29 protein-coding genes, 1 pseudogene and 1 riboswitch are annotated in these 26,035 nt (G+C 27.0%); of the genes and pseudogenes, 8 read left to right on the top strand and 22 right to left on the bottom strand.

The features are described from left to right. Window positions 1–25: 25 nt before the first annotated feature. Genes ACOBME_RS10970 through ACOBME_RS10950 form a run of 5 tightly spaced genes read right to left on the bottom strand, consistent with a single transcriptional unit; the run spans window position 26 to window position 2,850 of the window. A complete protein-coding gene (locus ACOBME_RS10970; protein WP_338966359.1) occupies window positions 26–1,252 on the bottom strand; it encodes a hypothetical protein in 1,227 nt (408 codons plus the stop codon). Window positions 1,253–1,269: 17 nt separating this feature from the next. Continuing rightward, the gene (locus ACOBME_RS10965) at window positions 1,270–1,728 is read right to left on the bottom strand and encodes a hypothetical protein (protein WP_338966357.1); all 459 of its coding nucleotides are present in this window, start codon (window positions 1,726–1,728) and stop codon (window positions 1,270–1,272) included. Between the two features lie 12 nt (window positions 1,729–1,740). After that, window positions 1,741–2,139, bottom strand: a complete 399-nt coding sequence (locus tag ACOBME_RS10960) for a hypothetical protein (RefSeq protein ID WP_338966354.1) — start codon at window positions 2,137–2,139, stop codon at window positions 1,741–1,743. Beyond that, window positions 2,120–2,611 (bottom strand): hypothetical protein, encoded by a 492-nt coding sequence (locus ACOBME_RS10955; protein WP_338966353.1) that lies wholly within the window; start codon window positions 2,609–2,611, stop codon window positions 2,120–2,122. The genes ACOBME_RS10960 and ACOBME_RS10955 overlap by 20 nt, the downstream gene beginning before the upstream one ends. Beyond that, window positions 2,566–2,850, bottom strand: a complete 285-nt coding sequence (locus tag ACOBME_RS10950) for a hypothetical protein (RefSeq protein ID WP_040092454.1) — start codon at window positions 2,848–2,850, stop codon at window positions 2,566–2,568. Before ACOBME_RS10950 ends, ACOBME_RS10955 begins: the two co-directional genes overlap by 46 nt. Window positions 2,851–3,756: 906 nt before the next feature. Between ACOBME_RS10950 and ACOBME_RS10945 the strand changes: the two genes are divergently transcribed. The 5 genes from ACOBME_RS10945 to ACOBME_RS10925 all read left to right on the top strand — a co-directional run bounded on the left by ACOBME_RS10945 (window position 3,757) and on the right by ACOBME_RS10925 (window position 6,263). Beyond that, window positions 3,757–4,233 (top strand): hypothetical protein, encoded by a 477-nt coding sequence (locus tag ACOBME_RS10945; RefSeq protein WP_419335278.1) that lies wholly within the window; start codon window positions 3,757–3,759, stop codon window positions 4,231–4,233. Further along, window positions 4,122–4,913 carry a hypothetical protein gene (locus ACOBME_RS10940; protein WP_338966461.1) on the top strand — a complete coding sequence of 264 codons (792 nt, stop codon included), beginning with the start codon at window positions 4,122–4,124 and terminating at the stop codon, window positions 4,911–4,913. The genes ACOBME_RS10945 and ACOBME_RS10940 overlap by 112 nt, the downstream gene beginning before the upstream one ends. A 177-nt stretch (window positions 4,914–5,090) precedes the next feature. Next, complete coding sequence (locus ACOBME_RS10935; protein WP_004027793.1) at window positions 5,091–5,240, top strand: hypothetical protein; 150 nt, start codon at window positions 5,091–5,093, stop codon at window positions 5,238–5,240. After that, window positions 5,240–5,491, top strand: coding sequence for a hypothetical protein (locus ACOBME_RS10930; protein ID WP_419335276.1), 252 nt, complete (start codon window positions 5,240–5,242; stop codon window positions 5,489–5,491). The genes ACOBME_RS10935 and ACOBME_RS10930 overlap by 1 nt, the downstream gene beginning before the upstream one ends. Before the next feature lie 283 nt (window positions 5,492–5,774). Next, the gene (locus ACOBME_RS10925; RefSeq protein ID WP_419335274.1) at window positions 5,775–6,263 is read left to right on the top strand and encodes a UPF0236 family transposase-like protein; all 489 of its coding nucleotides are present in this window, start codon (window positions 5,775–5,777) and stop codon (window positions 6,261–6,263) included. A gap of 413 nt (window positions 6,264–6,676) precedes the next feature. Here ACOBME_RS10925 and rpmG read toward each other — a convergent pair whose 3' ends face one another. From rpmG to parE, 8 genes are all read right to left on the bottom strand, one after another. Then, window positions 6,677–6,826 (bottom strand): 50S ribosomal protein L33, encoded by a 150-nt coding sequence (gene rpmG, locus ACOBME_RS10920; protein WP_040093693.1) that lies wholly within the window; start codon window positions 6,824–6,826, stop codon window positions 6,677–6,679. 115 nt (window positions 6,827–6,941) lie between these two features. Next, window positions 6,942–7,721: a hypothetical protein gene (locus tag ACOBME_RS10915; protein ID WP_419335272.1), complete on the bottom strand. Its 780-nt coding sequence runs from the start codon at window positions 7,719–7,721 to the stop codon at window positions 6,942–6,944. Next, complete coding sequence (locus ACOBME_RS10910) at window positions 7,669–8,469, bottom strand: ATP-binding cassette domain-containing protein (RefSeq protein WP_419335270.1); 801 nt, start codon at window positions 8,467–8,469, stop codon at window positions 7,669–7,671. The genes ACOBME_RS10915 and ACOBME_RS10910 overlap by 53 nt, the downstream gene beginning before the upstream one ends. A gap of 176 nt (window positions 8,470–8,645) precedes the next feature. After that, window positions 8,646–9,608, bottom strand: a complete 963-nt coding sequence (locus ACOBME_RS10905; protein ID WP_338963247.1) for an IS1/IS1595 family N-terminal zinc-binding domain-containing protein — start codon at window positions 9,606–9,608, stop codon at window positions 8,646–8,648. 90 nt (window positions 9,609–9,698) lie between these two features. Beyond that, window positions 9,699–10,286, bottom strand: coding sequence for a hypothetical protein (locus ACOBME_RS10900; RefSeq protein ID WP_338966450.1), 588 nt, complete (start codon window positions 10,284–10,286; stop codon window positions 9,699–9,701). 5 nt (window positions 10,287–10,291) lie between these two features. Further along, the gene (gene parC, locus ACOBME_RS10895; RefSeq protein ID WP_419335268.1) at window positions 10,292–13,129 is read right to left on the bottom strand and encodes a DNA topoisomerase IV subunit A; all 2,838 of its coding nucleotides are present in this window, start codon (window positions 13,127–13,129) and stop codon (window positions 10,292–10,294) included. 2 nt (window positions 13,130–13,131) lie between these two features. Continuing rightward, entirely contained in the window at window positions 13,132–13,737 is a 606-nt protein-coding gene (locus ACOBME_RS10890; protein WP_338966446.1) for a hypothetical protein, read from the bottom strand. Between the two features lie 317 nt (window positions 13,738–14,054). Beyond that, window positions 14,055–15,995, bottom strand: coding sequence for a DNA topoisomerase IV subunit B (gene parE / locus ACOBME_RS10885; protein ID WP_338966444.1), 1,941 nt, complete (start codon window positions 15,993–15,995; stop codon window positions 14,055–14,057). A gap of 125 nt (window positions 15,996–16,120) precedes the next feature. On the opposite strand from parE, the gene plsY reads away from it, so the two are divergent. Together plsY and ACOBME_RS10875 are read left to right on the top strand one after the other, a co-directional pair. Then, the gene (gene plsY, locus ACOBME_RS10880; protein WP_338966443.1) at window positions 16,121–16,924 is read left to right on the top strand and encodes a glycerol-3-phosphate 1-O-acyltransferase PlsY; all 804 of its coding nucleotides are present in this window, start codon (window positions 16,121–16,123) and stop codon (window positions 16,922–16,924) included. A 115-nt stretch (window positions 16,925–17,039) separates the two neighbouring features. Beyond that, window positions 17,040–18,002 (top strand): IS1/IS1595 family N-terminal zinc-binding domain-containing protein, encoded by a 963-nt coding sequence (locus tag ACOBME_RS10875; protein WP_338963247.1) that lies wholly within the window; start codon window positions 17,040–17,042, stop codon window positions 18,000–18,002. Window positions 18,003–18,007: 5 nt separating this feature from the next. On the opposite strand, the gene ACOBME_RS10870 is transcribed toward ACOBME_RS10875, so the two are convergent. From ACOBME_RS10870 to ACOBME_RS10840, 7 genes are all read right to left on the bottom strand, one after another. Beyond that, window positions 18,008–18,364 carry a hypothetical protein gene (locus ACOBME_RS10870; RefSeq protein WP_419335266.1) on the bottom strand — a complete coding sequence of 119 codons (357 nt, stop codon included), beginning with the start codon at window positions 18,362–18,364 and terminating at the stop codon, window positions 18,008–18,010. After that, a complete protein-coding gene (locus ACOBME_RS10865; protein WP_419335264.1) occupies window positions 18,339–19,448 on the bottom strand; it encodes a hypothetical protein in 1,110 nt (369 codons plus the stop codon). Before ACOBME_RS10865 ends, ACOBME_RS10870 begins: the two co-directional genes overlap by 26 nt. A 482-nt stretch (window positions 19,449–19,930) precedes the next feature. After that, window positions 19,931–20,230: a hypothetical protein gene (locus tag ACOBME_RS10860; protein WP_338966438.1), complete on the bottom strand. Its 300-nt coding sequence runs from the start codon at window positions 20,228–20,230 to the stop codon at window positions 19,931–19,933. Between the two features lie 117 nt (window positions 20,231–20,347). Further along, the gene (locus ACOBME_RS10855) at window positions 20,348–20,734 is read right to left on the bottom strand and encodes a hypothetical protein (RefSeq protein ID WP_338966437.1); all 387 of its coding nucleotides are present in this window, start codon (window positions 20,732–20,734) and stop codon (window positions 20,348–20,350) included. Window positions 20,735–20,991: 257 nt separating this feature from the next. Further along, complete coding sequence (gene mtnN, locus ACOBME_RS10850) at window positions 20,992–21,663, bottom strand: 5'-methylthioadenosine/S-adenosylhomocysteine nucleosidase (protein ID WP_338966435.1); 672 nt, start codon at window positions 21,661–21,663, stop codon at window positions 20,992–20,994. Between the two features lie 4 nt (window positions 21,664–21,667). Further along, window positions 21,668–22,765 (bottom strand): nicotinate-nucleotide adenylyltransferase, encoded by a 1,098-nt coding sequence (locus tag ACOBME_RS10845; RefSeq protein ID WP_338966433.1) that lies wholly within the window; start codon window positions 22,763–22,765, stop codon window positions 21,668–21,670. 62 nt (window positions 22,766–22,827) lie between these two features. Then, window positions 22,828–23,526, bottom strand: coding sequence for a hypothetical protein (locus ACOBME_RS10840; protein WP_338966431.1), 699 nt, complete (start codon window positions 23,524–23,526; stop codon window positions 22,828–22,830). Window positions 23,527–23,610: 84 nt separating this feature from the next. Beyond that, window positions 23,611–23,711: riboswitch (TPP riboswitch) on the top strand. An 82-nt stretch (window positions 23,712–23,793) separates the two neighbouring features. On the opposite strand from ACOBME_RS10840, the gene ACOBME_RS10835 reads away from it, so the two are divergent. Then, the gene (locus tag ACOBME_RS10835) at window positions 23,794–24,819 is read left to right on the top strand and encodes an energy-coupled thiamine transporter ThiT (protein ID WP_338966429.1); all 1,026 of its coding nucleotides are present in this window, start codon (window positions 23,794–23,796) and stop codon (window positions 24,817–24,819) included. 56 nt (window positions 24,820–24,875) lie between these two features. On the opposite strand, the gene ACOBME_RS10830 is transcribed toward ACOBME_RS10835, so the two are convergent. Both ACOBME_RS10830 and ACOBME_RS10825 read right to left on the bottom strand, forming a co-directional pair. Continuing rightward, window positions 24,876–25,304, bottom strand: a complete 429-nt coding sequence (locus ACOBME_RS10830) for a TMEM164 family acyltransferase (protein ID WP_338966427.1) — start codon at window positions 25,302–25,304, stop codon at window positions 24,876–24,878. Window positions 25,305–25,544: 240 nt separating this feature from the next. Continuing rightward, window positions 25,545–26,027, bottom strand: a pseudogene (locus ACOBME_RS10825) (IS30 family transposase); the annotation flags it as partial. Window positions 26,028–26,035 lie beyond the last annotated feature (8 nt).

The following is a 26,035-nucleotide window of genomic DNA, read 5'->3' as shown; positions in this document are numbered from 1 at the left end:
GAAAAAGTACTATTTTTTAGTACTATTAAGAATTTTTAATTTTAACATCAATCGGATTTGTTTGACCAGTAGCGTTGTTTTTACCTTCAATTTGAACTTCAACAGTTTTTTCATTTGTAATATTAATTGGTCAATCTTCACCTTTACTTTCAATAAAGTAATCAAAATCACTTTCAGTTAAAGAACTATTTACGGCTTTAACTGCTTTTAAAACAACAGCTTTAAATTGTGGTTTTAACTGTTCTGGTGTTGCTTGTGTTGGATCTGTAACATGAATAGTTGGTTTATCTAATTTATTAATTTTACTAATATCAATTTTTGTAACAATATGTTTAATAATTCCTTTGGGTTCAACTACTGCTCCACCTAAATATAAAACTCTTTCCATAATCAAAGTATTACCCATTCCAGTACCTAACGCAGCAGCACCAACTCTTAACGGAGTATGATCTTTTTTGCGTAAAATAAGCGGGTCATATTTTTTGCTAAATTTAAAAGCAATTGCATTAACACCATCTGGTAATAGAGTAATTGTTCCTTCAGAACCATCTTTATTAATAATTGGTAATTTTTTAGGAACCATATAGTATGTTGTTCCTTCAACAGTTTTCATTGCTCCACTCGTTTCAATTACGCTATTTATTTGGTCGTTTGCTCCAAGTTGTAACTGTAATTTATTACGAATTCCACGAATAAAATCAGCCGAACCTAATACAACTGTTTCTGATGGGGTAAAGCCGTTTTCATATATTTTATCCATAATTTCATCGTGGATTTGTAAAGCATTTGTATCATCTGCTTTTTGTCCTTGAATAGTTGTAACTGTTCCTTTATTAATAATTTCTAAAATTTTATTGCGTTTATAAGCAACCTCAGTATCCATTGCTTGCTCAATATCAGCAGCCCAAAGATTAGGATTAAAATCACTTTCTACGGGGTCTAATTTACGAGCAAAAGTTAAAATTGTATCTAATTCAACAGTTCCATCTTCAAATTCCACTGTTGAATATTTTAGTAGGTTATCATCAGTATTAAATACTTGTCCTTCGTTTCCTAGACCTTCATTGTATTTAATATTTTTCTTTCTTTTATATGTTAAACCAAACTTATTTACTTCTTTTCATGCAAATAAAGCTTCTCAACTAAATTTTTGTTGATAAGTTTGTAAATATCATTGTTCAAATGTTTCTCGGTCTCGTTTTGTTGCTTGATTAGCAATATCTCCGAAAATTCTTTGTGGGTTTTGTGCCATAATTTACTTCCTTCTTTCTATTTATTAAATACATTGTCTGTATCTAAAATATTGTTTTCTTTGTTTTCTACTTTTGGTACGCCACCAGTATTAACTGTTTGTACCTTAATTAATTCATCATAAACACTCTGCAATTGTGTTTTAATGATTTCAATATCATCAGTAATATCATAAGACTTTAATAAAACATTTTTAAATTCTTCATTATCAGTTAAAGAATTAATAAAGTCAATTACTTCAATTTGTTTTAATTGAATTGTTTGTTGTTCAATTTGTGAAGTTAATTCAGTATTTTTTGTTTGTAGTTCGTTGATTTGCTGATTATTATTTTCTAAATTACTTGCATTAAATTCTTCAACTTCAGCAGTATTTTCTAAAATAATTTCAGCAGTTTTAATATCTAAACTACCATCTTCGCTTTTAATAGGTTCATTATTTTCATCAATAAGAACATATTTTACATTTTTTAATGCCATTGATTTTTCCTCCTATTTTTTAATATTTGTATTTGTTCTTTTTCTAATCGCTTTTTGTATAATTTCAAAACTATCTACTCTAAAAGATAAAAAATAGCGTTTAGTTTTTATATTTAACTGATTAAATACTGAGCCTTTAATTTTTATCTCATCATCTTTTTTTAATTTTAAAAACTCAGTTAAAATAGATGGGTTATATATTGATAATGTTGAATAATTTAATCCGTCTCATTGACATTTAGCCGAACAAGCATCAACTTCAACACCCCCAGCAACCAGTGCCTTAATTTTAGTTTTAATCGGATTTTCATGTAATCTAACAGTTAATTCTAACTTATTAATTTTTTTATTTTTTATTTTAGGTTTATTAGTTACTGATTTTTTAGGTAAATTACTTTTTGATTGTGCCATTTTTATCAACTCCTTTTGCTAAAAAATACTGTAAATGTTTTCAAGCATCGTGTTCGTGCTCTGACATTTTAATATTTCCTTTATAAATATAATTTTTCTTAATGACTGGTGATTGTAAAATATATTTTAAATTAAATAGATATTTGCATAAAACTTTTAAACCACCAATAAATTTAGGAGTAGATAATGGGTTTTTTATTTTTAAACCTTTATGAAGTTGATAATCTTCAATTATTACAATAACTTTATTTAAATAAGAACAAATTTTATTTTTAAATTCATTTAATATTAAATATATATTACTTATTGCTTCTTCTTCATTTTTGGAATTAAAAGTAATATTATTAATTATTTTCTTTTGCAAAACATTATAAATAATAATACCAGTTTGTCCAATTCCAGCAGGGTCAATTACAATAATATATTTTAATTTATTTGTTTTATTTTTTTGTCAATTTGTAATATTTTTCATCCATCTGATGCTAAATCTAAAATATCGTTAATTTTATAATATTGCATATAAGAAGCAATAACATCTCACTTGTCTTTAAATAAATTTAAGTACATTTTGGCTCATTCTAAACATTGCAAATCATAATGATTTTTATGATGTGAAATACGACAATTAACAGGCTGACAATTAGCTCATTCAAAAGATGTTGTTATTTCATTTCAAGTTTTATTAATATACAAACTTTTATATTCTGTCATTTATCTATATTCCTTAATTCTTTTTATTTGTTGCTCAAATTTCATCATTAATATCATTTACCGTTACTGGATAAGCTCGTATCATTAATTCTTGTAATTTATTTTTAATTTTTTTATTTCATTTTTTCATAAAATATTTTCCTTTCTGTAAAAAAACATAATATTCCTTTATTGGTTAATATTTTGATATTTAGTAAATAATTTATTTTAGTATTTAATTACTTCGCCGCCCGCTTCACTTTGAAGGTGAGCGGGGGCGGATAGGATATTTTGATAGAGTTTACCCCCATACGGAAATAAACAAAAAACAGTTTACCCAGTTATTAATTACGCTTCATCCATCCCTAGACAACTTTATATAAAGAAAATAACCTTTTGGAGTTCCAACCCTCTTGTTTTTTTAGTGTCCGATATTGTTTTTTTAGGTTTAACAACACTCTTTTTATGAAAACAAGCCAAAAAACACGTGCTCTGACATTTCGCAAGGGATTAATCTTGCCGAGAATTAAAGAAATAAATAGGAGAGTAAATCCAATCGCTTTCACACTTTCTTTAAGGCTTCGTGCCATAGATGAGTTATCCATCTTTAAGCATCAAAATATTAAGTTTTAGTATTGCATTATTCATCAGGTAGTACCTTTATTAAAAATGATATTATTAGTTGTTAAACCGAAAAAATATAATAAATCACAGAAAGGAAATTATAAAAATTAACTAGTTTGTAGGGCAAAATAGGTTAATTTTTAATTTTAAAGATACTATCTGATGAATAATGCAAATAAAAAAATCGCTCTAATAAGCGATTAATTTAATTTGTATTTAATTACTTTATTTATATTTTTTATAAAACCTAAGTTTTTTTCCGACTACCATAATAACTCTAAATTTTATTGGTCTAAAAATTGAATGATTACTCAACCTGATAAAGTAAAAGTAAATAATGAAGATTTTAATAATATTATTAGTACCCAAGCATCATCATATTTTAGAAGAAAAGATGAATTTGGTAATACTGTCGGACAAGTTCAAATTGAATATAATAAAATGGGTGTTTGTAATGTTTGAGATATTTTAAATATGAATAATTTTATTAATCGCCAAATTACAGTATTACCTTTAAAATATACGCAAAAATTAGTTTTTAACCCTTTTACGATACCAGGTGTAGTTGGTAAGTTCTTAAACTTTATTTCATTTGGTATTCCCTGAGGATGAGTAATTAACCAAGATGAAAAAACTTGACCTAATTTTCAATGACTTAATGGGGCTTTATGAGTGCTAATATTTATAGTTTCTATAATGATGCATTTTGGTCTGAAAAATCAAAAGGTAAAGGTTATTTACCATTTGAAATATTTAGAGAACAAGGAAATGATAAAGTAGGTGCTATCTTTGGAGCAAATGCTACTAGTTTAGGTTTTACTACTTTATTAACTGATAAAATACAAGGTAATGTTTTAGAAAAAGATGGTAAACCAAATGAACAAATAACTTATTCAACTTATAATTTAAAACAATTAAATCCTAAAACTAATCGTATATATTTAATTAATGAATTAGTAAGAGCAGTAGATGCACAAACACCAGTTATTGATAGTGAAAAAGATAATGATTGCGAATTTTTACAAACACCTGACGGTACAAATTGTAGTTATATTATTGATATGTTTTCAATCCAAGCATTATATAAAGGTAATTTTGAAATTATATTTTATGCTGATAATCCATATACAAATAATGAAGAAGATTATTTAAGATTATCAGTATGAAGTTTCAGAGGTAAAACAAAAAATACACTAAATAATTATTTACGCGATATGACAACTAATTATAAAACTAGTTTCTTACTACCCCATGATTATGAAATACCAACATTTAATTACCCACAATATGTATTACCACCAATACCATATAATTACAAACCTTATATGAAATATATATGAGGTGCCAATACAGTTCAACCATGGCATCGTGTAAGTGAAGTGCAACAAATCAACTCAGAAAGGATTTGATTTTTTAATGGAAAGAAAACATTATTTTATTTTACGGTCCTTAGTAACTAAGTATGGAAAAGATAATGTTATTAATACGGTAAATAATATTGTAATTAATAATGAAAAAGAAGATGAATAAATTATCCGCGTAATTTATTAGCGGTAATTTATTCAATATAGTTTATTTTGAGCGTAGCGAACACGCGAAGCGTGCCGCGAAAATTAGATTTTTAGGAGGAATAAGTTATGCCAGTTTGATTAACGACAATTTTTAGTGTTGTTATTATATTAGGTATTTTTGCGTGAATTGGTTTATCAATTTATCAAAAAATTCGCCAAATTCGAGGAAAGAAAAAAGATAAAAAAGAAATTGAAAATAAGGAGGATAAAAAATAATGTTAGGTATGTATTTAACAACAGCAATTAATTTTTTAGCAGTTGGTGATAAACCTACTATTTCAGATGGAATGGGTTCTATTTGAAGTGGTTTAGGGCAAGCAATTATGAAAGTTAAAGAAGCAATTTATGCTGTATTACCACAATTAATGACCTTTTTAGGTGATGCGTGAATTATTTTAATTCCATTTGGTATTTTTGTTATCATTAAGATTTTAAACTTTTTCCGTGTTATGGTTAAAGTATTTTAATATTTATTATTACTGATCATATATCTTAGCTATGGCACACTAGCTTTGTTATTTGATTTATTAATTTTATATTTTAATAACTATTATTAAAAATTAAATAGTATTTTTCAGTGTGTCAATTTTTATTATTTTATATATTTAACATTGTTAATAACATTGTTTATTAAACATTAAATAAACAATATATTAGCATTATGTATAACATTGTTATTACCAATGTTTATTAACAATATTAATTTACATTTTTTATAACAGTGTTTTTTACAGTAAGGAGACAATAATTATGGAAAAAAATATAGATGTTGGCAATGATGAAATATGTTATCAACAAGAGCATGAAAATATTAAATTAATTATTGGTGGAGATAGTGCTAAATGAATTAAAAAAACTGCTAAAATTTTATATGGTATGTTTATATTTGATAGATTTCATGCAATAAGAGAATTAAAGAATAATATATATTGTGGTAATCGTAGTAAAGAATCCTTTAAAAATTATTTACACGCAAAAGAGTTATTTTTACAAGGAAAATACGACGAATTTATAACTTTTTTAAAATCATTACAGAATGAAAGAATTAAATTAAGGTATTTTATTAATTTAAAAAATGGTATTTTAAATCAAAATAAAGAGTGAAATATTGGCGTATCTGCTGAAAGCGATGTTTCAAGAGTTGTAAAATCTTGTTTAGGATATGGGAATAAAACATTTTCGTTTTCAACATTTAAAAAAATTTTAGATTTAAAAATTATGAAATTTAATTTTAGTTAATTTAAAATAATATAATCTTAGTTTTTAAAATATTTTTTAGTGTGTAAAAATATGAAATTATTATTTGTATTTTTATTTTTTTTGTGTTATTATTTTTTTATAAAAGAAAAAAGTTTCTTGTTTTTAAATAAATTAAATAATACCCGTTTATTTGTAACACTCCCCGAGAAAATAATACTAAACGTCATAAAAAATTGCTCTTTGTTGTAACAAACTATAATCTTAAATGCTAACTTTACTCAATGCTTTTTGGCGTAATTCTTCAATTTGGTTTTGATCTAAGATTGTTGCACGTCGAATCATTATTGTTTACTCCTTATTGATTATTTTTGTTTATCAGATTTTGTTCTTAATAATCATAACACAAAATTGCTTAATAACTAAATCATAAAAAAATAGTTCCTGCTTAGGAACTATTTTTTTTCTTTATGTAAAGTATGTTGGTTACATTTTGAACAATATTTTTTTACTTCTAACTTTTCTTGTTGTTTCTTTTTATCACGTTTTGCAATATAGTTTTCTTCTTTACATTGATCACAACGCAAAATTATTCCTTCACGCATTTATTTATTCCTCTTTTCTGTTCAAACATAATTATTTGCTAAATTTTGCAACAAGTATATCATAGCAAAATAATCTCCTTTTGCCAATTAATTTTACCTTCTTTTTCGCAATATTTTAATTATCTCACCGGAAAATCCGCATAATTAACCATGTTAAAAGCCCCGTTAAAATAATTGAACCCAGAATAATCCCTAAACTAATACTTAAGCCCGTAAAAGACAATAAGGCGTATTTATAATCACCACCAAATAAAGCTGGAATAAAAGCAGCGATAATAAATGCGCCCCCAACAAATAAAATACTAAAGATTCCTGTTACTAATGATTGGACAGTTCGTGAATTTATTAAAATAACAGCAATCATCATTAAACTAATTGCTAAAGCAGTAATAAAAATTGAAATAAAGAAAAAGATGAAAACAACAAAATTATAAACCGTTCCAAAATCAATTTTTAACGCAGCAGTAATAATAAAACTAGCGATTAACACTAATAAATCAGCAATTAATACCAAAGTAAAACAATAGGCATAAACAATGACAATAAACCCAAAGGGTTTAATTCCTAATAATCCAATTCGTTTATAAACAACAGACATTTTTAAATCAATTAAAAATCCCATCATCATATACATTGCAACACTAGCACCAGTTGCAATAAACGTAATCCCGATTGATAAGGCCATTACTTCCGGACCACGGCGATTAGCAAAAATCGCTTGACACAAAATTCCAATTGGAATAATAACAACCGCAAAAGCTAAGACTAATTTTTGACGACGTAAATAATTTAGAAAAAAACTATATAGTGCAAATAAATTAATTTTTTCACTAACTAAGCAATTATTTTTTGTTTTTATCGATGTATTTTGCTCAGTTTTTTGCTCATTTGTCATTTTCCATTGCTCCTGTTCTATAATATTGGTTATAAACATCAATTTGATATTCTTTAAACTGATTTTTGACACATTTTTCAACGCTACCATATTCACTAATAACATCATGAACTTTTGATATTTTTGTAATTTCACCATGAACCATAAAAATTAAAGTGTCACAAAATTTTTCAATTTCTTCCATATTATGTGAAATTAATAATAATGCCTTATCCTTATTTGCTAAGAAGGTGCTTAATATTTCATATATTTTATCTTTAATTTCTAAATCTAATCCCGTTGCTAATTCATCAAGAATAATTAAATCAGGGTCAACAATTAAGGCTAATAAAATATTAATTTTTTGTTGTTGTCCTCCTGATAATTTGCTGATGTCTTTATTCATTATTTTTTCTATTTGTAAATCTAATAGCAATTGATAAATTTCGTTTGGTGAAATAAGTAAGTTATAAGCTTTTAAATATAAGTTTAGAATGTCATAACCAGTAACTCCTTTCGGATATTTTGATTCTTGTAATTGCATCCCAATCCGAACCCCAAATTTCTTTTCACTAGTTCCATCAGAAACACGACGAAGTTGGGCGAGAATCTCACATAAAGTTGTTTTCCCTGTTCCATTTGGACCAACAATTCCAATTCGATCGCCTTTTTTAACCGTTAAATTAACATTTTTTAAAACATGTTGTTTGCGATAAAATTTATTAATATTAACGCCTTTAACTAAAAAGTCTTCTGTTAAATTAGTCATTTCTAATCGCTCCCATTTCTATTTATTAGATTATTAAAATTATATAATAAAAATCAGTCAAATTTTAACTGATTTTCTTTAATTTTGTCGAAAACTCTTGATGAAATAAAAAAAATCATCAATATGACAATTTGAAAACTAATTTTGTGTAAGATTATGATTTTGCTTTAAATTTTTTAAACGTTAAAATATAATACCGTTGATTGTTGGTTTGGTGTTAAACCTTTGTGTTGGTATTTTCATTTTCAGAGCTTTAAATAATTTTGAATATTAGTGAAACCCAAACCATGATAATGAATTAAGGCTTCTTTAAGACTGGATTGTAATTTACTAATCTTATTTAACTTTTGATAACTAGTATCAGGGTTTGTACTAGTTTTGGTGGAATATAGAGTAGAATTTGTTTGTTTTGCTACTAATAAATATAGTGGTTGCATATCAGAAATAATTATTGATTTTTCTTTAATTAGTTGCTTATTCATATTTTCAATAATCCATTGTTTTTGTAATCTTTTGGTATTGGTGGATTGAACAAAAATATTATTATTGCTATCAACTGCCATTTGAATACAGCATTTGGTATCAGTTGAAAATGGATCGAGATGAGTTTTTCGTTTATCAAATTTATCTTTAAAATTGCCTTTATGAATTTCTTTAATAAATGTTTCATCCATTTGGATTTGACCATTTAATTTTTTAAATTTTAACTGTGTATTTTCTAATTGTTTTGATTGCATTAATTTTTGTCGATTATATCAAGCGGTTTTTGGGGTTGTTTTAATAAAACGAGAAATTATTTTACTAGATTGTCCTAACAATGAAATTTGAATTAATAAATTTCACTGTTCATAATTTAAATGACTTCAATAAGTAAAATGATGACGAAATGCATCAAAACTAGCACGACATTTTTTACATAAATATTTTTGTTTTCCTTCGGAATTATGACCATTTTTAACACAATGAAAAGATTTGCAATTAGGACATATAATGCCTTTATCTCTAAATTTTTGATCAATTTCATTTAAACGTTTTTGTTTTTTAATTAAGTCTGCTTGTTGTTTTATTTTTTCATAAAATTCTAAAAATTGATCATCTGTTAAGCTATTTATTAATTCTGTAATTATTTTTTTCATCATTTATTTACCTCTATATATTAAAAATATACCTAATTTTAGGTATATTTTATAAATATCAAGAGTTTTCGACAAAATTAAAGCTGATTTTTATTATTTTTTATCTTTATCAAGAAGATCATACATTGTTATTTTTAATTCTTTTGTTTCTTCAATTTCTAAATCTTTTTTAAATTTATTTTTATCAATTCGTTTCTTTTTTGGTTTTGTAAAATCAGCTTTTTGCATTGTTTGCTGTTGATTCTTCGTTTTCACATCTTTCAACCCAACAATGATTGTTCCTGGTGGTGCTTTTTCAATTGCTTTTAATCATGCTAAGCGCGGGTCTTCTTTTTTTTGTGGTTCTTCCTCTGCTGGGGTTGGTGATAATTTATTGAAGTTTTTATTTTCCGATGTCTTAATTTTTTTATCTTTAATTAAAGTCTCAACAGTTGTAACTACTTTACCAAGATTTGGTTTCGCTTTTTGTGTTACATTTTGCACTGGCTTGTTTTCTACTGGGTGATTGTTTTCTGCTTGTTCTTTTAATGCCCTTTGCACTTTTGCTAACTCTTTTTTCTCAAGTAAGATATCAACTGTTGTTTTAACCTTGCCAAAAGTTTTTAAAGAAAAAGATGATAATGGTTCTTCAACAATAATTGGTGTTGTTTTCTTAACGCTTTCTAATGGTGCTTCTGGCATTTGTTTTACTTTTTTCGTTTTTTCTTTTTTGCTTTTTGTGTTGTAATATGTTTTTGAATTGGTTCGGTTATTTTTAATTCAGCACTTGGTTTTTCTTGCTGTTTTTGGATCTCATTTGTTATTAAATCTACCTTGGTTTCAACAAGTTCAATTGGTGCTGATCCTACTTCTTTTGGTTCAATGATAGGTTCTATAGGTTCTAAAACTAGGTTTGCTTTAACAACGGGGTCAGTTTCATCATCGTTATTACTATCATTTAGAGAATTTGTTTTTTCTTTACTTTTTTGGTCCGGAGCTGACTTATTAACCGTAGAATTAACTGTTTTAGTTATATCATCTACTGGTTTAACATTATGATGTTGTTTTTTCTGGTCATGATGAAAAAGATGGCTTTTTGCTGGTTTTTCGCTATGATGTTCAACCATTTTTCTCGAATGAATTATTTTTAAATTATAATATTGTGGAATCAGAATATCAACAATGTTTTCAACACCTAATGGATCTGTTGAACGTTCTAATTTATGAACATTTAATTTATCAGTATTAAACAACATAATTTCATCTTGCTGATTTAACATGTGTAAGGTATCATGCTGTTTTGCCAGAAAAATTCATTTTACTACTTCAGTTACTTTTTTATTAACTTTAAACATTCTTGTTCCTTTAACTGGTCGTGTTGATGATGGTAGTTCTTTTATTGTAATTTTCTTTCCAGCATTAAGATTTGTAATAAAAACAAGTGTATCTTCTTTACAATATCCAGCACCAACAACAGTATCATCTCGTAAATTAATTGACTTAACCCCGGCTGTTCGTAATCCTAACGCTGGAATTTCTTTTGCTTTATATTTCACAATAAACCCATTCGCTGTTGTTACAAAAACATATAAATGTTCATAAACTAATTGACTGGCAACAACTTCATCATCGCCTTTTAAATTAATCGCTTTAATTGCTTTACTAATTCTTGTTGCTTCAAAATCTTTTACTGCTGTTTTTTTAATCATCCCATTTTTTGTTGCTAACATAATATATTGTTCTGGTTTATTAAAATCATTTAGTAAAAAGGCACTAATAATCTTTTCTTCTCCTGGTAATTCGGAAATCGTGTTAACATGTTCACCAATATCTTTAATTCGAACGGATTTAATTTTATAAACAGGAATAATAACATAATTCCCTTTTGAAGTAATTAATAAAATTTTATCTAAGCTATTAGCTTGAAAATCAGCAATTCATAAATCACCTGGTTTACGTTTAAATTCTTCTGTTGCTAATTTTACCAGTTGGTTATTTTCTAAGGCTTTTAAATAACCATCCCGTGAAATTCAAATATTTAAATTTTTTTCAATAATTGTTTCGGTTTTTTCAATTTTAATTGCTTCGATTTCATCTTCAATAATGCTACGACGAGGACTATGAAATCTTTTTTTAATTAATTCTAATTGCCGAATAATAACATAGTTTAATTTATTAATATCACTTAAAATTGCTTTTAAATCAGCAATTGTCGCAATTAATTCTTTTTGTTCTGCTTCTAATTGTAAAATATCAGTTGAAGTTAAACGGTATAAACGTAATTGTACAATTGCTTCTGCTTGCAATTTACTAAAGACAAACTTAGCAACTAAGTTATTTATCGCATCAGTACGGTCTTTTGAATGGCGAATTGTGGCAATAACTGCATCTAAAATACTAATGGTTTTAATTAATCCCGCGACAATTTCTGATCGTTTTTCCGCACGAGCTAATTCAAATTGGGAACGATTAGTGACAACTTCGTGCTGATGTTCAACATAATAAGTTAAAATCTCTTTTAATCCTAATTGTAATGGTTGTTTTTTAGCAATTCCAACAACATTAAAATTATATGATACTTGTAAATTAGTATTTTTTAATAAAAATTTACGAACAATTTCAAAATTAGCTTGTTTACCTAGTTCAACCACAATTCGTAATCCTTCACGATCAGTTTCATCACGAACTTCTTTAATATTTAACCCCGGTTCATTATATTTAATATCATCAATTTTTTTAACTAAGTCTTGTTTAACAACTTCATATGGAATTTCAGTAATAACTAAGGCATTGTTTTCATTTTTAATTTTACTTCGAATAATAATTTTACCTTTTCCGGTTTGATAAGCTTCTAAAATCCCATTTTTACCTTGAATAATTCCTCCGGTTGGAAAATCTGGTCCTTTAACATATTTAATTAACTCAGTAATTTTACTTTTTGGTTTTTTAATAAAATGAATTGTTGCATCAATGATCTCATGTAAATTATGTGGTGGAATATTTGTCGCATATCCAGCGGCAATCCCCGTTGAACCATTAACTAATAAATTTGGGAATAATGCTGGTAATACAACTGGTTCTTGTTCAGAATCATCAAAATTGGGAGCAAAAGCAACTGTTTTTTTATCAAGATCTTGTAATAAAAATGATGAAATTTCACTTAATCGTGTTTCCGTATAACGCATTGCCGCCGCCGGGTCACCATCGATTGAACCGTTATTACCATGCATATCAATTAAGGGATAACGAACTTTTCAATTCTGTGATAAGCGGACCATAGCATCATAAACTGAAGTATCACCATGTGGATGATACTTCCCAATTACTTCCCCAACAATCCGTGCTGATTTTTTATAACTACTATTAAAAGTTAACCGTAATTCATTCATTGCAAATAAAATTCGCCGTTGCACCGGTTTTAAACCATCACGAACATCAGGCAAAGCACGATCCTGAATGATATATTTTGCATAACGGCCAAAACGTTCAGCCAAAATATCATTTAAGGTATAAATTAATTCATTTGTTTTTTCGCTATTGCTCATTTTTATATTCCTTTCTCTAACTTAAATTTCATCATATTGGGATTAATGACAAATTTTGGATAATCAATTTGATAAAATAATTTCTGCCCTAGGATTGTTAAGGTTCAACAATCTGATTGTTTATCATAAACAAATAGTTGTTGTTGATGTTTCAACAATAATAATGTTCGATAATATTCTAATGTTCGTTCATTAACCATATTCATTAACCTCGTTAAATCGAACAATTGGGATAGCATTTTTTCATTGTTTGTCATTACAAAGTTAGTTTGATCATAAATGGTAGCATTTGTTTTAATTAAATAATTACCCTTTTGTGCTGTCCAATCAACTTCACATTGATAAACAAGGCAACCCTCAATTAACATTAATTTATAACTTGTTGTTTTCATTATTATTAAATTCTTCTTAATTTCTGCAATAAAGTTTATTTGCCCATACTCTTTTCTTGGTTCTAAATTAGGAGCATCATTAATCTTTCGTAATGATATTAAGATTGTTAAAATATTATAATTATAGTAATTTAATTCCTCTTCAATCGTAGTATCTTTAAAAAAATTAACGCCTTTCTTTGTTAAGACATAGATGCCACTACTTTCCTCTAACACATAAAGTTTTTGTTGTTGTTCAGTAACTTTAGTTCAAAAGGCTTCTTTTGTTATTGTTTGTTGTTTTGTTAAATCTAAGCTTGCATAACATCAAGTTAACGTGTCGTGATCATCAGATGCGATGTCAATTGCATTAACAACTTGATAATCGCTATCACCACTATTATTTGATGTTAATAATTCTAATGTGATAATATCTTCTTTTTCTTTAAGGTTAATAATTAATAACTGAAAATTTTGATATTGGCTAAGTTTTACATTCGTTTAATTTAAATCAGTAATTAATGTTTTAATTGCCGGTAGTAACATCATAACCTTTATTGATTAATAATTGTTTGAAAATCATCTTCTAACGTAAACTTAACATTTTCATCAATTCAGTTTTTTCGTTTTCTAGCATCATCACCCATTAAAGTTACAATTCGTCGTTCTGCCATAAGAGCATCATCAATTGTTACTAAAATTAATTGGCGTGTTTCAGGGTCCATTGTTGTTTCTCACAATTGCTCAGCATTCATTTCCCCTAAGCCCTTGTAGCGTTGTAATTCAAACTTATCTTTTAAGGTGTTTAATTTTATTCTTAGTTCATTTTCATCTCAAGCATAATCAATTCTTTTATTCTTAGTATTTAAGATTTTAAATAGTGGTGGCAACGCAATATAAACCCGATGATTTTCAATTAATGGGCGCATATAGCGATAAAAGAATGTTAATAATAAGGTTTGAATATGCGCTCCATCAGTATCAGCATCAGTCATAATAATTACTTTTCCATAATTGGCATCTTCAATGTCAAAGGCATTTCCAACTCCAGCACCAATTGCATTAATCATTACATTAATTTCTTCATTATTCATTAAGTCTTGTAATTTTGCTTTTTCAGCATTAATTACTTTTCCACGTAATGGTAAAATTGCTTGAAAGCGACGGTCACGCCCTAATTTAGCACTTCCTCCCGCTGAGTCCCCTTCCACTAAAAAGATTTCATTATTTAATTTATTGCGGTTTTGGGCTGGTGTTAATTTTCCAGTTAATAATCGGTCACTATTTCCTCGTTTTTTATTATTTCGTGCCGCTTCCCTGGCTTTACGAGCTTCTTCACGAACATTCCGTGCTAATAACGCTTTTTCAATAATAGCATAAGCACTTGTTTTATTTTCTGTTAATCAAAACCCAAATTGTTTTGTGACAATTATTTCTACTGCTGCTCGAGCACCATAAGTCCCTAATTTCCCTTTTGTTTGTCCTTCATATTGAATTAAACTTTCTGGAACTTTTACCGAAATAATTGCTGTTAAACCTTCTCGCGTATCAGTTGAATCTAAGTTTTTATCATTTTCTTTTAATAATCCTTCTTTTCGCGCATAATCATTAATAACCTTTGTTAAACCACTACGGAACCCAACAACATGGCTTCCTCCTTCACTTGTTTTAACATTGTTAGCAAAACTAAGTAAATTTTCATTAAATTCAGTTGAATATTGTAAAGCAACTTCAACTTCAATTTCTTTTTCAAGGCCTTTCATCATTACAATTGGGGTAATGCTTTTTTTCCCCTCATTCATATAAGTAATAAATTCTTCTAACCCATTATTAAATAGATACTCAACTGTTTTATCAGCACGTTCATCTGTTAATGTAATTTTAACACCACTATTTAAAAATGCTGATTCACGAATTCGTTCTGAAATGGTTGTAAATGAAAAATCAATTACTTTAAAAATTTTTGAATCAGGTAAAAAAGTGATAGTTGTTCCTGTTTCATTTGTTGTTCCAATTTCTGTTAATGGTTGTTTTACTTGCCCACCATTACCAAATTTAATGTGTCAAATTTTTTTATCACGATAAATTTTAACATCAAAAACTGATGATAAGGCATTAACAACAGAAGAACCAACACCATGTAATCCTCCCGATGTTTTATACCCATCACCACCAAATTTTCCTCCAGCATGCAGAACTGAAAAAATAATTTCTGGGGTTGATTTTCCCGAAGTATGTTTTCCTGTTGGCACACCACGCCCATTATCATGAACGGTAACGGCATTATTTTTATGAATAGTAACATTAATTTCGGTACAATACCCTGCTAATGCTTCATCAATTGAGTTATCAACAATTTCTCAAACTAAATGATGTAACCCCCGCACATCAGTTGACCCAATATACATTCCCGGACGCTTACGAACTGCATCTAATCCTTCTAGAATTTGAATTGATGATTCATCATATTTTAAAGTTTTATTTTCTGTACTCATATTTTAATCATTCCTTTTAATTCTAATTTTTCACTATAACTATTATATATTATACTAGTTTTATTTACAATTATTTACAAAATTATTTCTAATATACTATATAATAGTAAAAGAGGGGTGACGAAATGACATTATACGGATATGTAGGAACAGTAATTGCTGCAATCATTGGGTACTTAATTGGGTCTTTTAGTTGATCCATTTTTATTAGTAAAACCCTTTATAAAATTGACGTTCGAGAATATCATTCAAAAAATGCTGGAGCCACAAATACTGGTCGTGTCTTAGGGAAAAAATGAAGTTTTGGTATTATGTTTTTGGACATGCTAAAAGTAACAATAACAATGTTTATTGCGTTTGGGATTAGTTGTATTAATATTAACGGTGTTAATTTTGGTTCAACTAGTTATTATTTTCCAGCTTTCTTTGTCTTAATTGGACATTCTTATCCAATTTATTATAAGTTTAAAGGGGGAAAAACAGTTTCTTCTTTTTTAGGACTATTATGGATGGCTAATCCCTACTATTTTTTAATTGCAACTATCGTCTGATGAACTACAATCTTTATTTGAAAATGTGTTTCTGTTTCTTCAATTTTAGCGGCTTTATTTACCGGTGCTTTATGTTGAATTCCTCAATTAAGCGGAATTAATGTTATTAATTTTAATGGTGATTTACTACAAAACTCACATGTTGTTTGAATGAATTACTTACATTATGTTAATTATAATAATTATTATGATAGTTTAGCATTAATTAATATTGTTATTACTTTAAGTGCGATTTTCTTAATTTTTAAACACCATCAAAATATTGTTCGTTTATTTAAAGGAACTGAAAAACCTTATGATTTTAAAGGAAAATCTGATTTAGCAACCGGAAATATTACAACCAATCCTAAAAATAATGCGGTTAAAAAAAATAATTAATAATTTATATTAATTATTTTTTTTGAATAGAAGTTCTTTAATTTTGTCGAAAACTCTTGATATTTATAAAATATACCTAAAATTAGGTATATTTTTAATATATAGAGGTAAATAAATGATGAAAAAAATAATTACAGAATTAATAAATAGCTTAACAGATGATCAATTTTTAGAATTTTATGAAAAAATAAAACAACAAGCAGACTTAATTAAAAAACAAAAACGTTTAAATGAAATTGATCAAAAATTTAGAGATAAAGGCATTATATGTCCTAATTGCAAATCTTTTCATTGTGTTAAAAATGGTCATAATTCCGAAGGAAAACAAAAATATTTATGTAAAAAATGTCGTGCTAGTTTTGATGCATTTCGTCATCATTTTACTTATTGAAGTCATTTAAATTATGAACAGTGAAATTTATTAATTCAAATTTCATTGTTAGGACAATCTAGTAAAATAATTTCTCGTTTTATTAAAACAACCCCAAAAACCGCTTGATATAATCGACAAAAATTAATGCAATCAAAACAATTAGAAAATACACAGTTAAAATTTAAAAAATTAAATGGTCAAATCCAAATGGATGAAACATTTATTAAAGAAATTCATAAAGGCAATTTTAAAGATAAATTTGATAAACGAAAAACTCATCTCGATCCATTTTCAACTGATACCAAATGCTGTATTCAAATGGCAGTTGATAGCAATAATAATATTTTTGTTCAATCCACCAATACCAAAAGATTACAAAAACAATGGATTATTGAAAATATGAATAAGCAACTAATTAAAGAAAAATCAATAATTATTTCTGATATGCAACCACTATATTTATTAGTAGCAAAACAAACAAATTCTACTCTATATTCCACCAAAACTAGTACAAACCCTGATACTAGTTATCAAAAGTTAAATAAGATTAGTAAATTACAATCCAGTCTTAAAGAAGCCTTAATTCATTATCATGGTTTGGGTTTCACTAATATTCAAAATTATTTAAAGCTCTGAAAATGAAAATACCAACACAAAGGTTTAACACCAAACCAACAATCAACGGTATTATATTTTAACGTTTAAAAAATTTAAAGCAAAATCATAATCTTACACAAAATTAGTTTTCAAATTGTCATATTGATGATTTTTTTTATTTCATCAAGAGTTTTCGACAAAATTAAAGTAGAAGTTTTATCCCCATAATGATAAAATGGTGTATAATGGAATCTTGCTTTACCAAAAATAAAAGTTCCATCATAGCCTCCTCCATTAGCATTAATTTTATCACTACCATTATAATCTCAATTGCTATTATATCATCCTGCTTCTTGTTTAAAAGAAAATAAACTAAAATCAGGGATTATTCTTGCATTATCCGCATTACTAAAAAGCGTAAATAAACTTTTTGGGACTTGAAAATTATTTAAACCGTTTCATTTGATCAAAAACACTACTTGGGATATGAATAATTTGATGATCAGAATATACTTCAATCTGATATGTTTCAAAAAATTTCACAACAATTTGACTATAATTCATTAATTTTGTTTTTAAGCCTTCTTTTGAAATTGCAACAAGAACTTCCAGTGGTTTTCCAGCACCACCTTCAATTACACCATTTAACGTTAAACCAGCAACTGTTATTTTTGATAAATTAACAGTAAAACTAGCTAATTGTAAATCATTACCACTAATATTAAAGACATTTAATAATTTCATCAAAAATTGATAAAAGGTATCAGCGGTAACTTTACTTGCATTAAAAGGTCCCTCTCCCGCTCAAACATAAGCTGTGTTTTCTGGTCGGGAAGGAACAGCAACCCCACTTGTAACATCATTTAAAGCTCCCGTTTGTAATAACAATAATTCTTGGTCTGTATTTCATGTAACATATTTTTTAATATTTGCTAATTCAGGGTCATTATTAATTAAGGTTGTTAACTCTCTTTGCACAATATTGTCTAAATCATCATGACGTTTTGAATAATTAATATAAAAATTATCATATAAACTAGTAAATTCTGGGGTTTTATCTAAAATAATTTTTCCTTTTTCATTAAAAAAACGAACAATAACTTTTAATAATTTTGAGACAATTCCACTTTGTAATTTTTTTATTTTAGCAATATCATTGGAAATGGTATATTGAATAACATAATCAGACGTCATCACATATGTTTTAAACTGTACTTGAAAGCGAAACTTAAAGTCAATTCGGCCTGCTTTTAAACCATCTAAATCAGTTTCACCATTAATTTTTCCTAATGTTGCAAGGTCAATATAATTTAAAGTATAACTTGAATCATCTAATAATGTTAATGGTTTTGAATCAACATAATAGTTTAAGTAATCATTAATAATAGCATTATTAATGTTATTAAAAATAGCATTAAACTTTGTATCTAAAATATTTAAGACAGGTGTAACATCTGGGGTGTTTTTGTCTAAAATTTTTGCTGGTGAATCTTCACTAACTAATGGATATAATTTATCAAAATCAACTTCAGAGTAATCATTAGTATCAAGCATTGAACTGTTTTGTTAATATTCTAAAAAAGCATCATTTGCCCGTTTTGAAATTTGATCTAAAATTTCAATATCCTTAAAGCTCCCGTTATTGTCATCGGGTGGGATTTCATGATTAGCACAGCTAACAAGAGTTGCCCCAAAAGTCCCACTTAAATTAACAATTATTTCCTCCAAAAAGTAATATACTTTTTCTTTTTTATTATGTAAATTGTAAAAAAAGCAAGTGAAAACCTTATTTTGTTAAGATAAAATTTTAAATTCCTGATTTCGTAAAAAATTTCTAAACCTTACTGTTAGATTAAATCCAATTAAAATTGCCTGTAAATTATTTTACAGGCAATTTAGTTTTAGTTTAGAATATTTAATTTATAGTTAATTGTTTTTAAATTTATTACAGGTTAATAAATCCTGATACTCATGCATAGATAACAGCAATAGCTCCTATCTCCTATCGCTGCCAAAGCAGCTGGGACAGCTCGTGATTATGCTGTTACTGTTGTTTCTGATGCAATTAAAACTGGATACACAATTTCTTTGAAAGATGATGCAAGTGTTCGAATATTTCATACTCAACCCGCAGAAGAAAGTATTCCTGGATTTAAATTTGTTTTACTACGGTAAAATCCAATTCCAGCAGCAGCAACACCTAAACTAGCTGAAATAACAGTAGCAGCAATAGCTCAAGGAATGCTAATTCCGAACCATCATGCCGCAGCTCAAAAACCAGCGGCAGCAGCACCAGCAATTACAGCAAGCGTTGATAAAGTATTTTGTGAAATCATTAAATCTTTGTCAAATTGATCTAAAGCTTTTTTAGCATCATTTAGATTATTAATTTTCTGATTATTATTAGAATTACTATAAAAATAATTATTTCTATTTAATAAAGTGTTGTTAAATTATGATGTAACATTTATATTACTTGGAGTTTTATAATTATCTTTTTCACCAAAAGCTTGTGCTTTTTTATCAATTTCCTGAAGGAATTGATCAAATGTTAGGTTTTTACCTTTAATAATATCAATAAATTCAATTGACTTTTCTTGTGCTTTTTTAAGCATTTCTTCTGAGTTATTTGTTGAATTATTTTTTAGACTAAGTTGACTATATGAACTTGAATCTTTTGAAGTAAAATAATTTTTAACGCTATTTCAATCAACAGTTGAAAGATCAAGCTTTGTTTTTTGTACTTCATGGCTTTTATTTTCTGTGCCAGATTGTACAGTTGCTAATATTCCTGATGTCCCAATTGTTAAAGATGATAAAATAATTAATAGTGATTTCATATTTTTTGATACTTCCTTTTACTCCACCCACCCTTTTAATATCGAGAATATATAAGACCCCTAAGGAAGAAGTAAATTATTAAAACCATAGTTTAATTATATTAATAAAAAATATAATTCAAATATTTTTCCATAAAAAATTAAAAATTTTTCCATTTATAGGTTATTGTTAAGAATTATATATCTATGACATCTTTTCAGAAGGTCTTCTTTTGTTTGACATTTTTATCAAAAACAACTCTTTTTCTTACTATTGTTTAATCTTTTAAAAATTTCATAATTACATCACGAATTAACAGACTAGCATGGGGTAAATTTTTTTCAAATTGGCTATTTGCACTATCGCCATTTAATTCCAAATAATCACTAACAATTTTAATGCTAATCATTGGTAAATGATGCTTTGCTGCAACTTGAAAAAAAGCAACCCCTTCCATATCAACAACATCAATTTTGTCTTTAAATTTTGTTTTAATATGGTTAAAATATTCTGCTTTATCGATAAAAATATCACTGCTTCCCAAAACAGCTTGCTGAGGATCTAATATTTTTGTTTTAGCTAACGTTAATAACGTTTGATCACTTTGATAACTACTTACTTCACCAGGAATTTGACCAATTGCATATCCAAATGCTTGTGTATCAGCAAAAGTATAATATGCTTCGGAAATCAACAAAATCGTTAACAGTGGCATTGTTTTTTTTAAGCTCCCCACCGTACCAACATTATAAATTGTTTTAATAGCATAATCATTAATTAAGGTTGTTAAACTCATCGCCGCATTAACTAAGCCAATTTTACTAATTGCAAATAACCATGTTCCTTTTTGATACAATTTAATATTATCATATTTAATAATTTCAGTTGGCTGTAAGGCTGTTATTGTTGAAACTAATTCAGCTTCCATCGCACTAATAACTAAATTCATTAGATTATTTTCCTCGCTTTCATTCTTGATAAGTTAATTTAAGTTTTCTTCCTAAATGAGCAAGACCAGTTTGCATTACGGCACGGTCAAATTGCATTGTTAATAATGCTTGAAATGCTTTTGTTAAGTCTTGTTGTGCTAAAGCGCGATAACTTTCAACACCAGGATAATTTCGTTCCGCACTAATTTTATCCGCAATAAAAATTATCATTTCAAATAAAGTCATTTGAGGATGACCAACGGTATGTCATTTTATTGCGGACAAAATTTCTTTATCGGTAAAAAGAAGATCATATTTTAAATAACAATATCCTGTATACGAATGTCAAGTTGGAACTGGTTCTGTTAAAAAACTTGGTAAATATTTTTCTAAATAAGCTTCTTGTTTCTCTTTTGGTCACTGTTTTGTAATGTCATGATAAGTTCCGGCAATTAACGCTTTGTGAGGATCTAACCCATATCGTAATGCTAATTCTTGTGCTTTTTTACCAACATTTAAACAATGTTGATAACGTTCAGGATCCATCTTTTGTCCTAATCGTTCTGGCAAATATAATAAATTATTATTAATATAATTTGTAATTGCTGGTAACTGTAAAGCAACCTTTTCTCCTTCCCGTAACATTGTTGAAGATAAATGCAAATTATTAGTAAAAGGAATCAAAAGTGCTTGATATTGTTGTAAAATAGTTTGTTTAATTTGCTCATTTCGTTGAAAAATGATAAATGTTTGCATTTTTATTAATTCAGCAATATTATTCCATTTTCCTAACGTTTGTAATTGATCTGAACCAATCATAAAATAAAACTGATACGTTGGAAATTGCTGGTGTAACTTTAAAACAGTATTATAAGTTGTACTAGGTTTTGTATTTTCTAATTCAATTAAATTAATTTTAACATATGATAGTTTGCTAACTACTAATTTAATCACTGCTAATCGGTCGCTAACAGGAGATAATTTTCGTGTTTTAAAAGGATTTTGATTTGTTGGAATAATTCACACTTGATCAATGTCTGTTTTAGCTTTAACTAATTTAATCATAGCCAAATGATCGGTATGAAATGGATCAAAACTACCCCCAAATAACGCTATTTTCATTATCGTTGCCCCCATCACTTATTTTTTTGTTAACTTTACCCAAAATGAAAAAGAAAGAATAATTATTCATCTTTATTTTTAATTCCTAAATCAACCAAAACATCTTCAACAGTATCACGAACAATATGTTGAAATTGTTCAACGGATAATGTAATCGTAAAATCATTATTTTGCTTTACAACAGCATAATCTTCTTGGGCTAATTTTTGTTTAATTTTAGTAATTTCTTTTTTATTACCAGTAATTGCAATATTATCTTTTTTTGCTTGCTTTGATCTTGTTTTTTCTTTTGGTTCACCATTCTGATTTAATTCCAATTTATTATCATCTCGATGTGAAACTTTAATTCGATCCATAATATAAGCCATCCGGTCATTAAAATTACGTTCTTTAATTTGATTTAACATTTGTTGAAATTCACTTGGTTTTGATTGTGAACTATCACGAAGGTTTTTTAAACGTTCTAATCGTTCTAATAAGTTTTCATGTTCATTAACATTGTTTTCTTCTTTATATTTATTTATTTGACTACGTGCATTTTGAACAAGATTATGAATATTTTTAACATTTTTTTGATCAACATTTGGTTTGATGCTGGGTTCTAAATTATCTTCCATCACTACCGCGGTTGGTGTTGATGCAACAAAGCTTTCTCTAAAATCAATGCCGCTTGCTGCTTCAATGTCATCATCAAAACTACTAGCTGCAGCTAAATTAACGATTATATCCTGTTTTTTCTTTCTTTTAAATCACTTAAACATATCTCTTCCTCTAACTTCTACTATATATTATATAATAAATTCCAAAATTTCTTGCAGTTTTTTCTCACAATGTTATGATAATAATATAATTGACAGAGGTAGCTTATTATTTCTAATAAGTTTGAGAAATACTCTTAGAACCTGATCTAGTTAAAACTAGCGGAGGGAGTTCAAATTCATTATTTATTAATTTAATAAATTTAGTTTGATCCTCATTTTCACAGATGTTAATTATAAAGTTATTTGTGTAAGGAGATTTTTTTATATATGGAGCAAAAACCAATTTTTAAATGTACTGTAAAACAACAACGAATTGTTTTATGATACAATAAGTTAACAATTTTTATTCCAATTGGTTTATATTTAGGTTTTTTAATCACGCTCAGTGTTTTACCACTAACAACATTAAGCACAATTTTGCATTTAGAACATGATCAAAACTTTAAAAGTCTATGAGTTTTTTTTATTGCAATTTGTGTCTTTGGTTTAATGTTTAGTATTATATATACGATTAGTACTTGATTAACAACCTATGAGGAATATATTAATTATAAAATGCAATTTATTATTTTAAATTTTATTAGTCTTAATATTATTAATTTAATTAGTAATATTATTATTTATAGTTATGAAGTTAAGATTAGTGATGTTCTTTTTGCAAAAGCAAGCAAGAAAAAACGATTTTTAATTAATTTAGGAATTTGAAAATGAAAAACATTTGATTTTGTGATTATTGCAATGTTTGCTGCTGTAACCCTTGTCTTAGCGTTTTTAGAAACTATGCTTCCAAATTTACCACATGGTGGCAGTATTGCATTAAAATATATTCCCCTAACAATCATTGCTTTTATTCATTCAGCTTTAGCTGGATTTATTACGGGAGCAATTAGCGCATTAATGTCCTTGTTATTTATTCCATCAGGATTTATTGTTTCACCCTGATCATATTTACTAGATTATTTCATTCCAATGATTGTGCCAATGATTGCTGGATTTATGCGTTTTAAAGTTAATAATGATAAAAAATATATTACATATATCAATTATATTATTATTTGTTTTAGCATTATTAGTTTGATTTATGTCTCACAAGTTTTAGTGGGAGCTTTAATTTGAACAACGTTATTCCCTGATTCGGTTTGACCTGATTATACAAATTGATTATATTCAATTGTTTATAACTTTATTCATAGTTTTATTTTTACTTATCCAATTATGCAAATTGTCATTCCACTTGCATTACGGAGCTTAGCTCCCGTCTTTTGACAACGTTATTTAAAATATGAAGGTTAAAACCTTTAATAAAAACTAGGTGTTTTCTTCCCTGGTTTTTTTGTTATGATGCAGTTTTATTTTTTTAATAATAATTCTCATCATGTATCATGTACCCTAATTTTTGTTTGGTGGTGATAAATTGGTTTAAATAAATAAATTAGTAATAGTCCTAATCTAATGATTGGGATTCCTAAAATAAAACTAATTAAGAACTGTCATTGTCGTGCTAAATCTTTTAATCCTAATGCTCATGCAATATCACCAACAATATAATTTTCACCAAAATATTGGTTAAATAATTCAACAGTAACAATAACAATAATTCCGGTGATAAAACTAGTTTGAATTGCTTTTCGTGAAAACTGATAATTTGTTAATCCATATAAATAAACATACATAAAACCAAATAAAGTAAAAGTATGACCAAAATAAAAAACATAATAACTTCATTCTAACAATGTTGGTTGTTTACTTGGAAAAATTAATGTTAAAATTGGTCCCATAATTCCTAATGGAAAAAAAACAATCTAAAAAGATTTTATTTGGATAAAATAACATTATTAATGCTACTCAAGGAATTATGTAAAATGAAGTGCAAAAAATCTTATTAGTCAAATAATACAATAAAAATCATAAAAAATCAATTATAAATTTTTAAAAATCAAAATATTTATAGTTTTTATTTTATTTTAAGGAAAATTAAGCACACTAAAAAATAATTTATTAAATTACTTCAAATAAACCTATTTAAAATTATCTGAAAATACCTCTTTTGCTGTTTTTCAATTAAGAACAGGCCTTAATTTATCATTTATAACATTAACTACTCAATTTATTTTTTGTTGACTAACATTATTAAAATCAGTTCCCCTAGGAAATCATTGTCTAAGTTCAGAATTCATATATTCAATTAATGGTTTTTGTTGTGGTTTACCAGGGTCACAAAAATAAACTTGTGTTTCAGCAAATATTTATAATTCTCTTCATTTACTAAATTCTTTTCCTCTATCAGTTATTATTCCTTTAATTTTCCCAAATAAATTATTACTTATAACAATATTTTTAAACTTTTCCACAACTTCATTAGCAGTATGATTTTTTAATTTCATAACAAAATAACTTTTACTATTTTGTTCAACTAAAACCAAATTACTAGATTGATGCTCTTTTCCAACTACGGTATCCATTTCAAATCAACCAACAGCAGTCTCTTTATTCTCAATATCTCAAATTT

It is taken from the genome of Spiroplasma endosymbiont of Sarcophaga variegata, from assembly GCF_965178695.1.
Classification (GTDB): domain Bacteria; phylum Bacillota_I; class Bacilli_A; order Mycoplasmatales; family Mycoplasmataceae; genus Spiroplasma; species Spiroplasma poulsonii.
The sequence above is the reverse complement of the archived record's forward strand: the minus strand, read 5'-3'. Positions and strand labels throughout refer to the sequence as shown.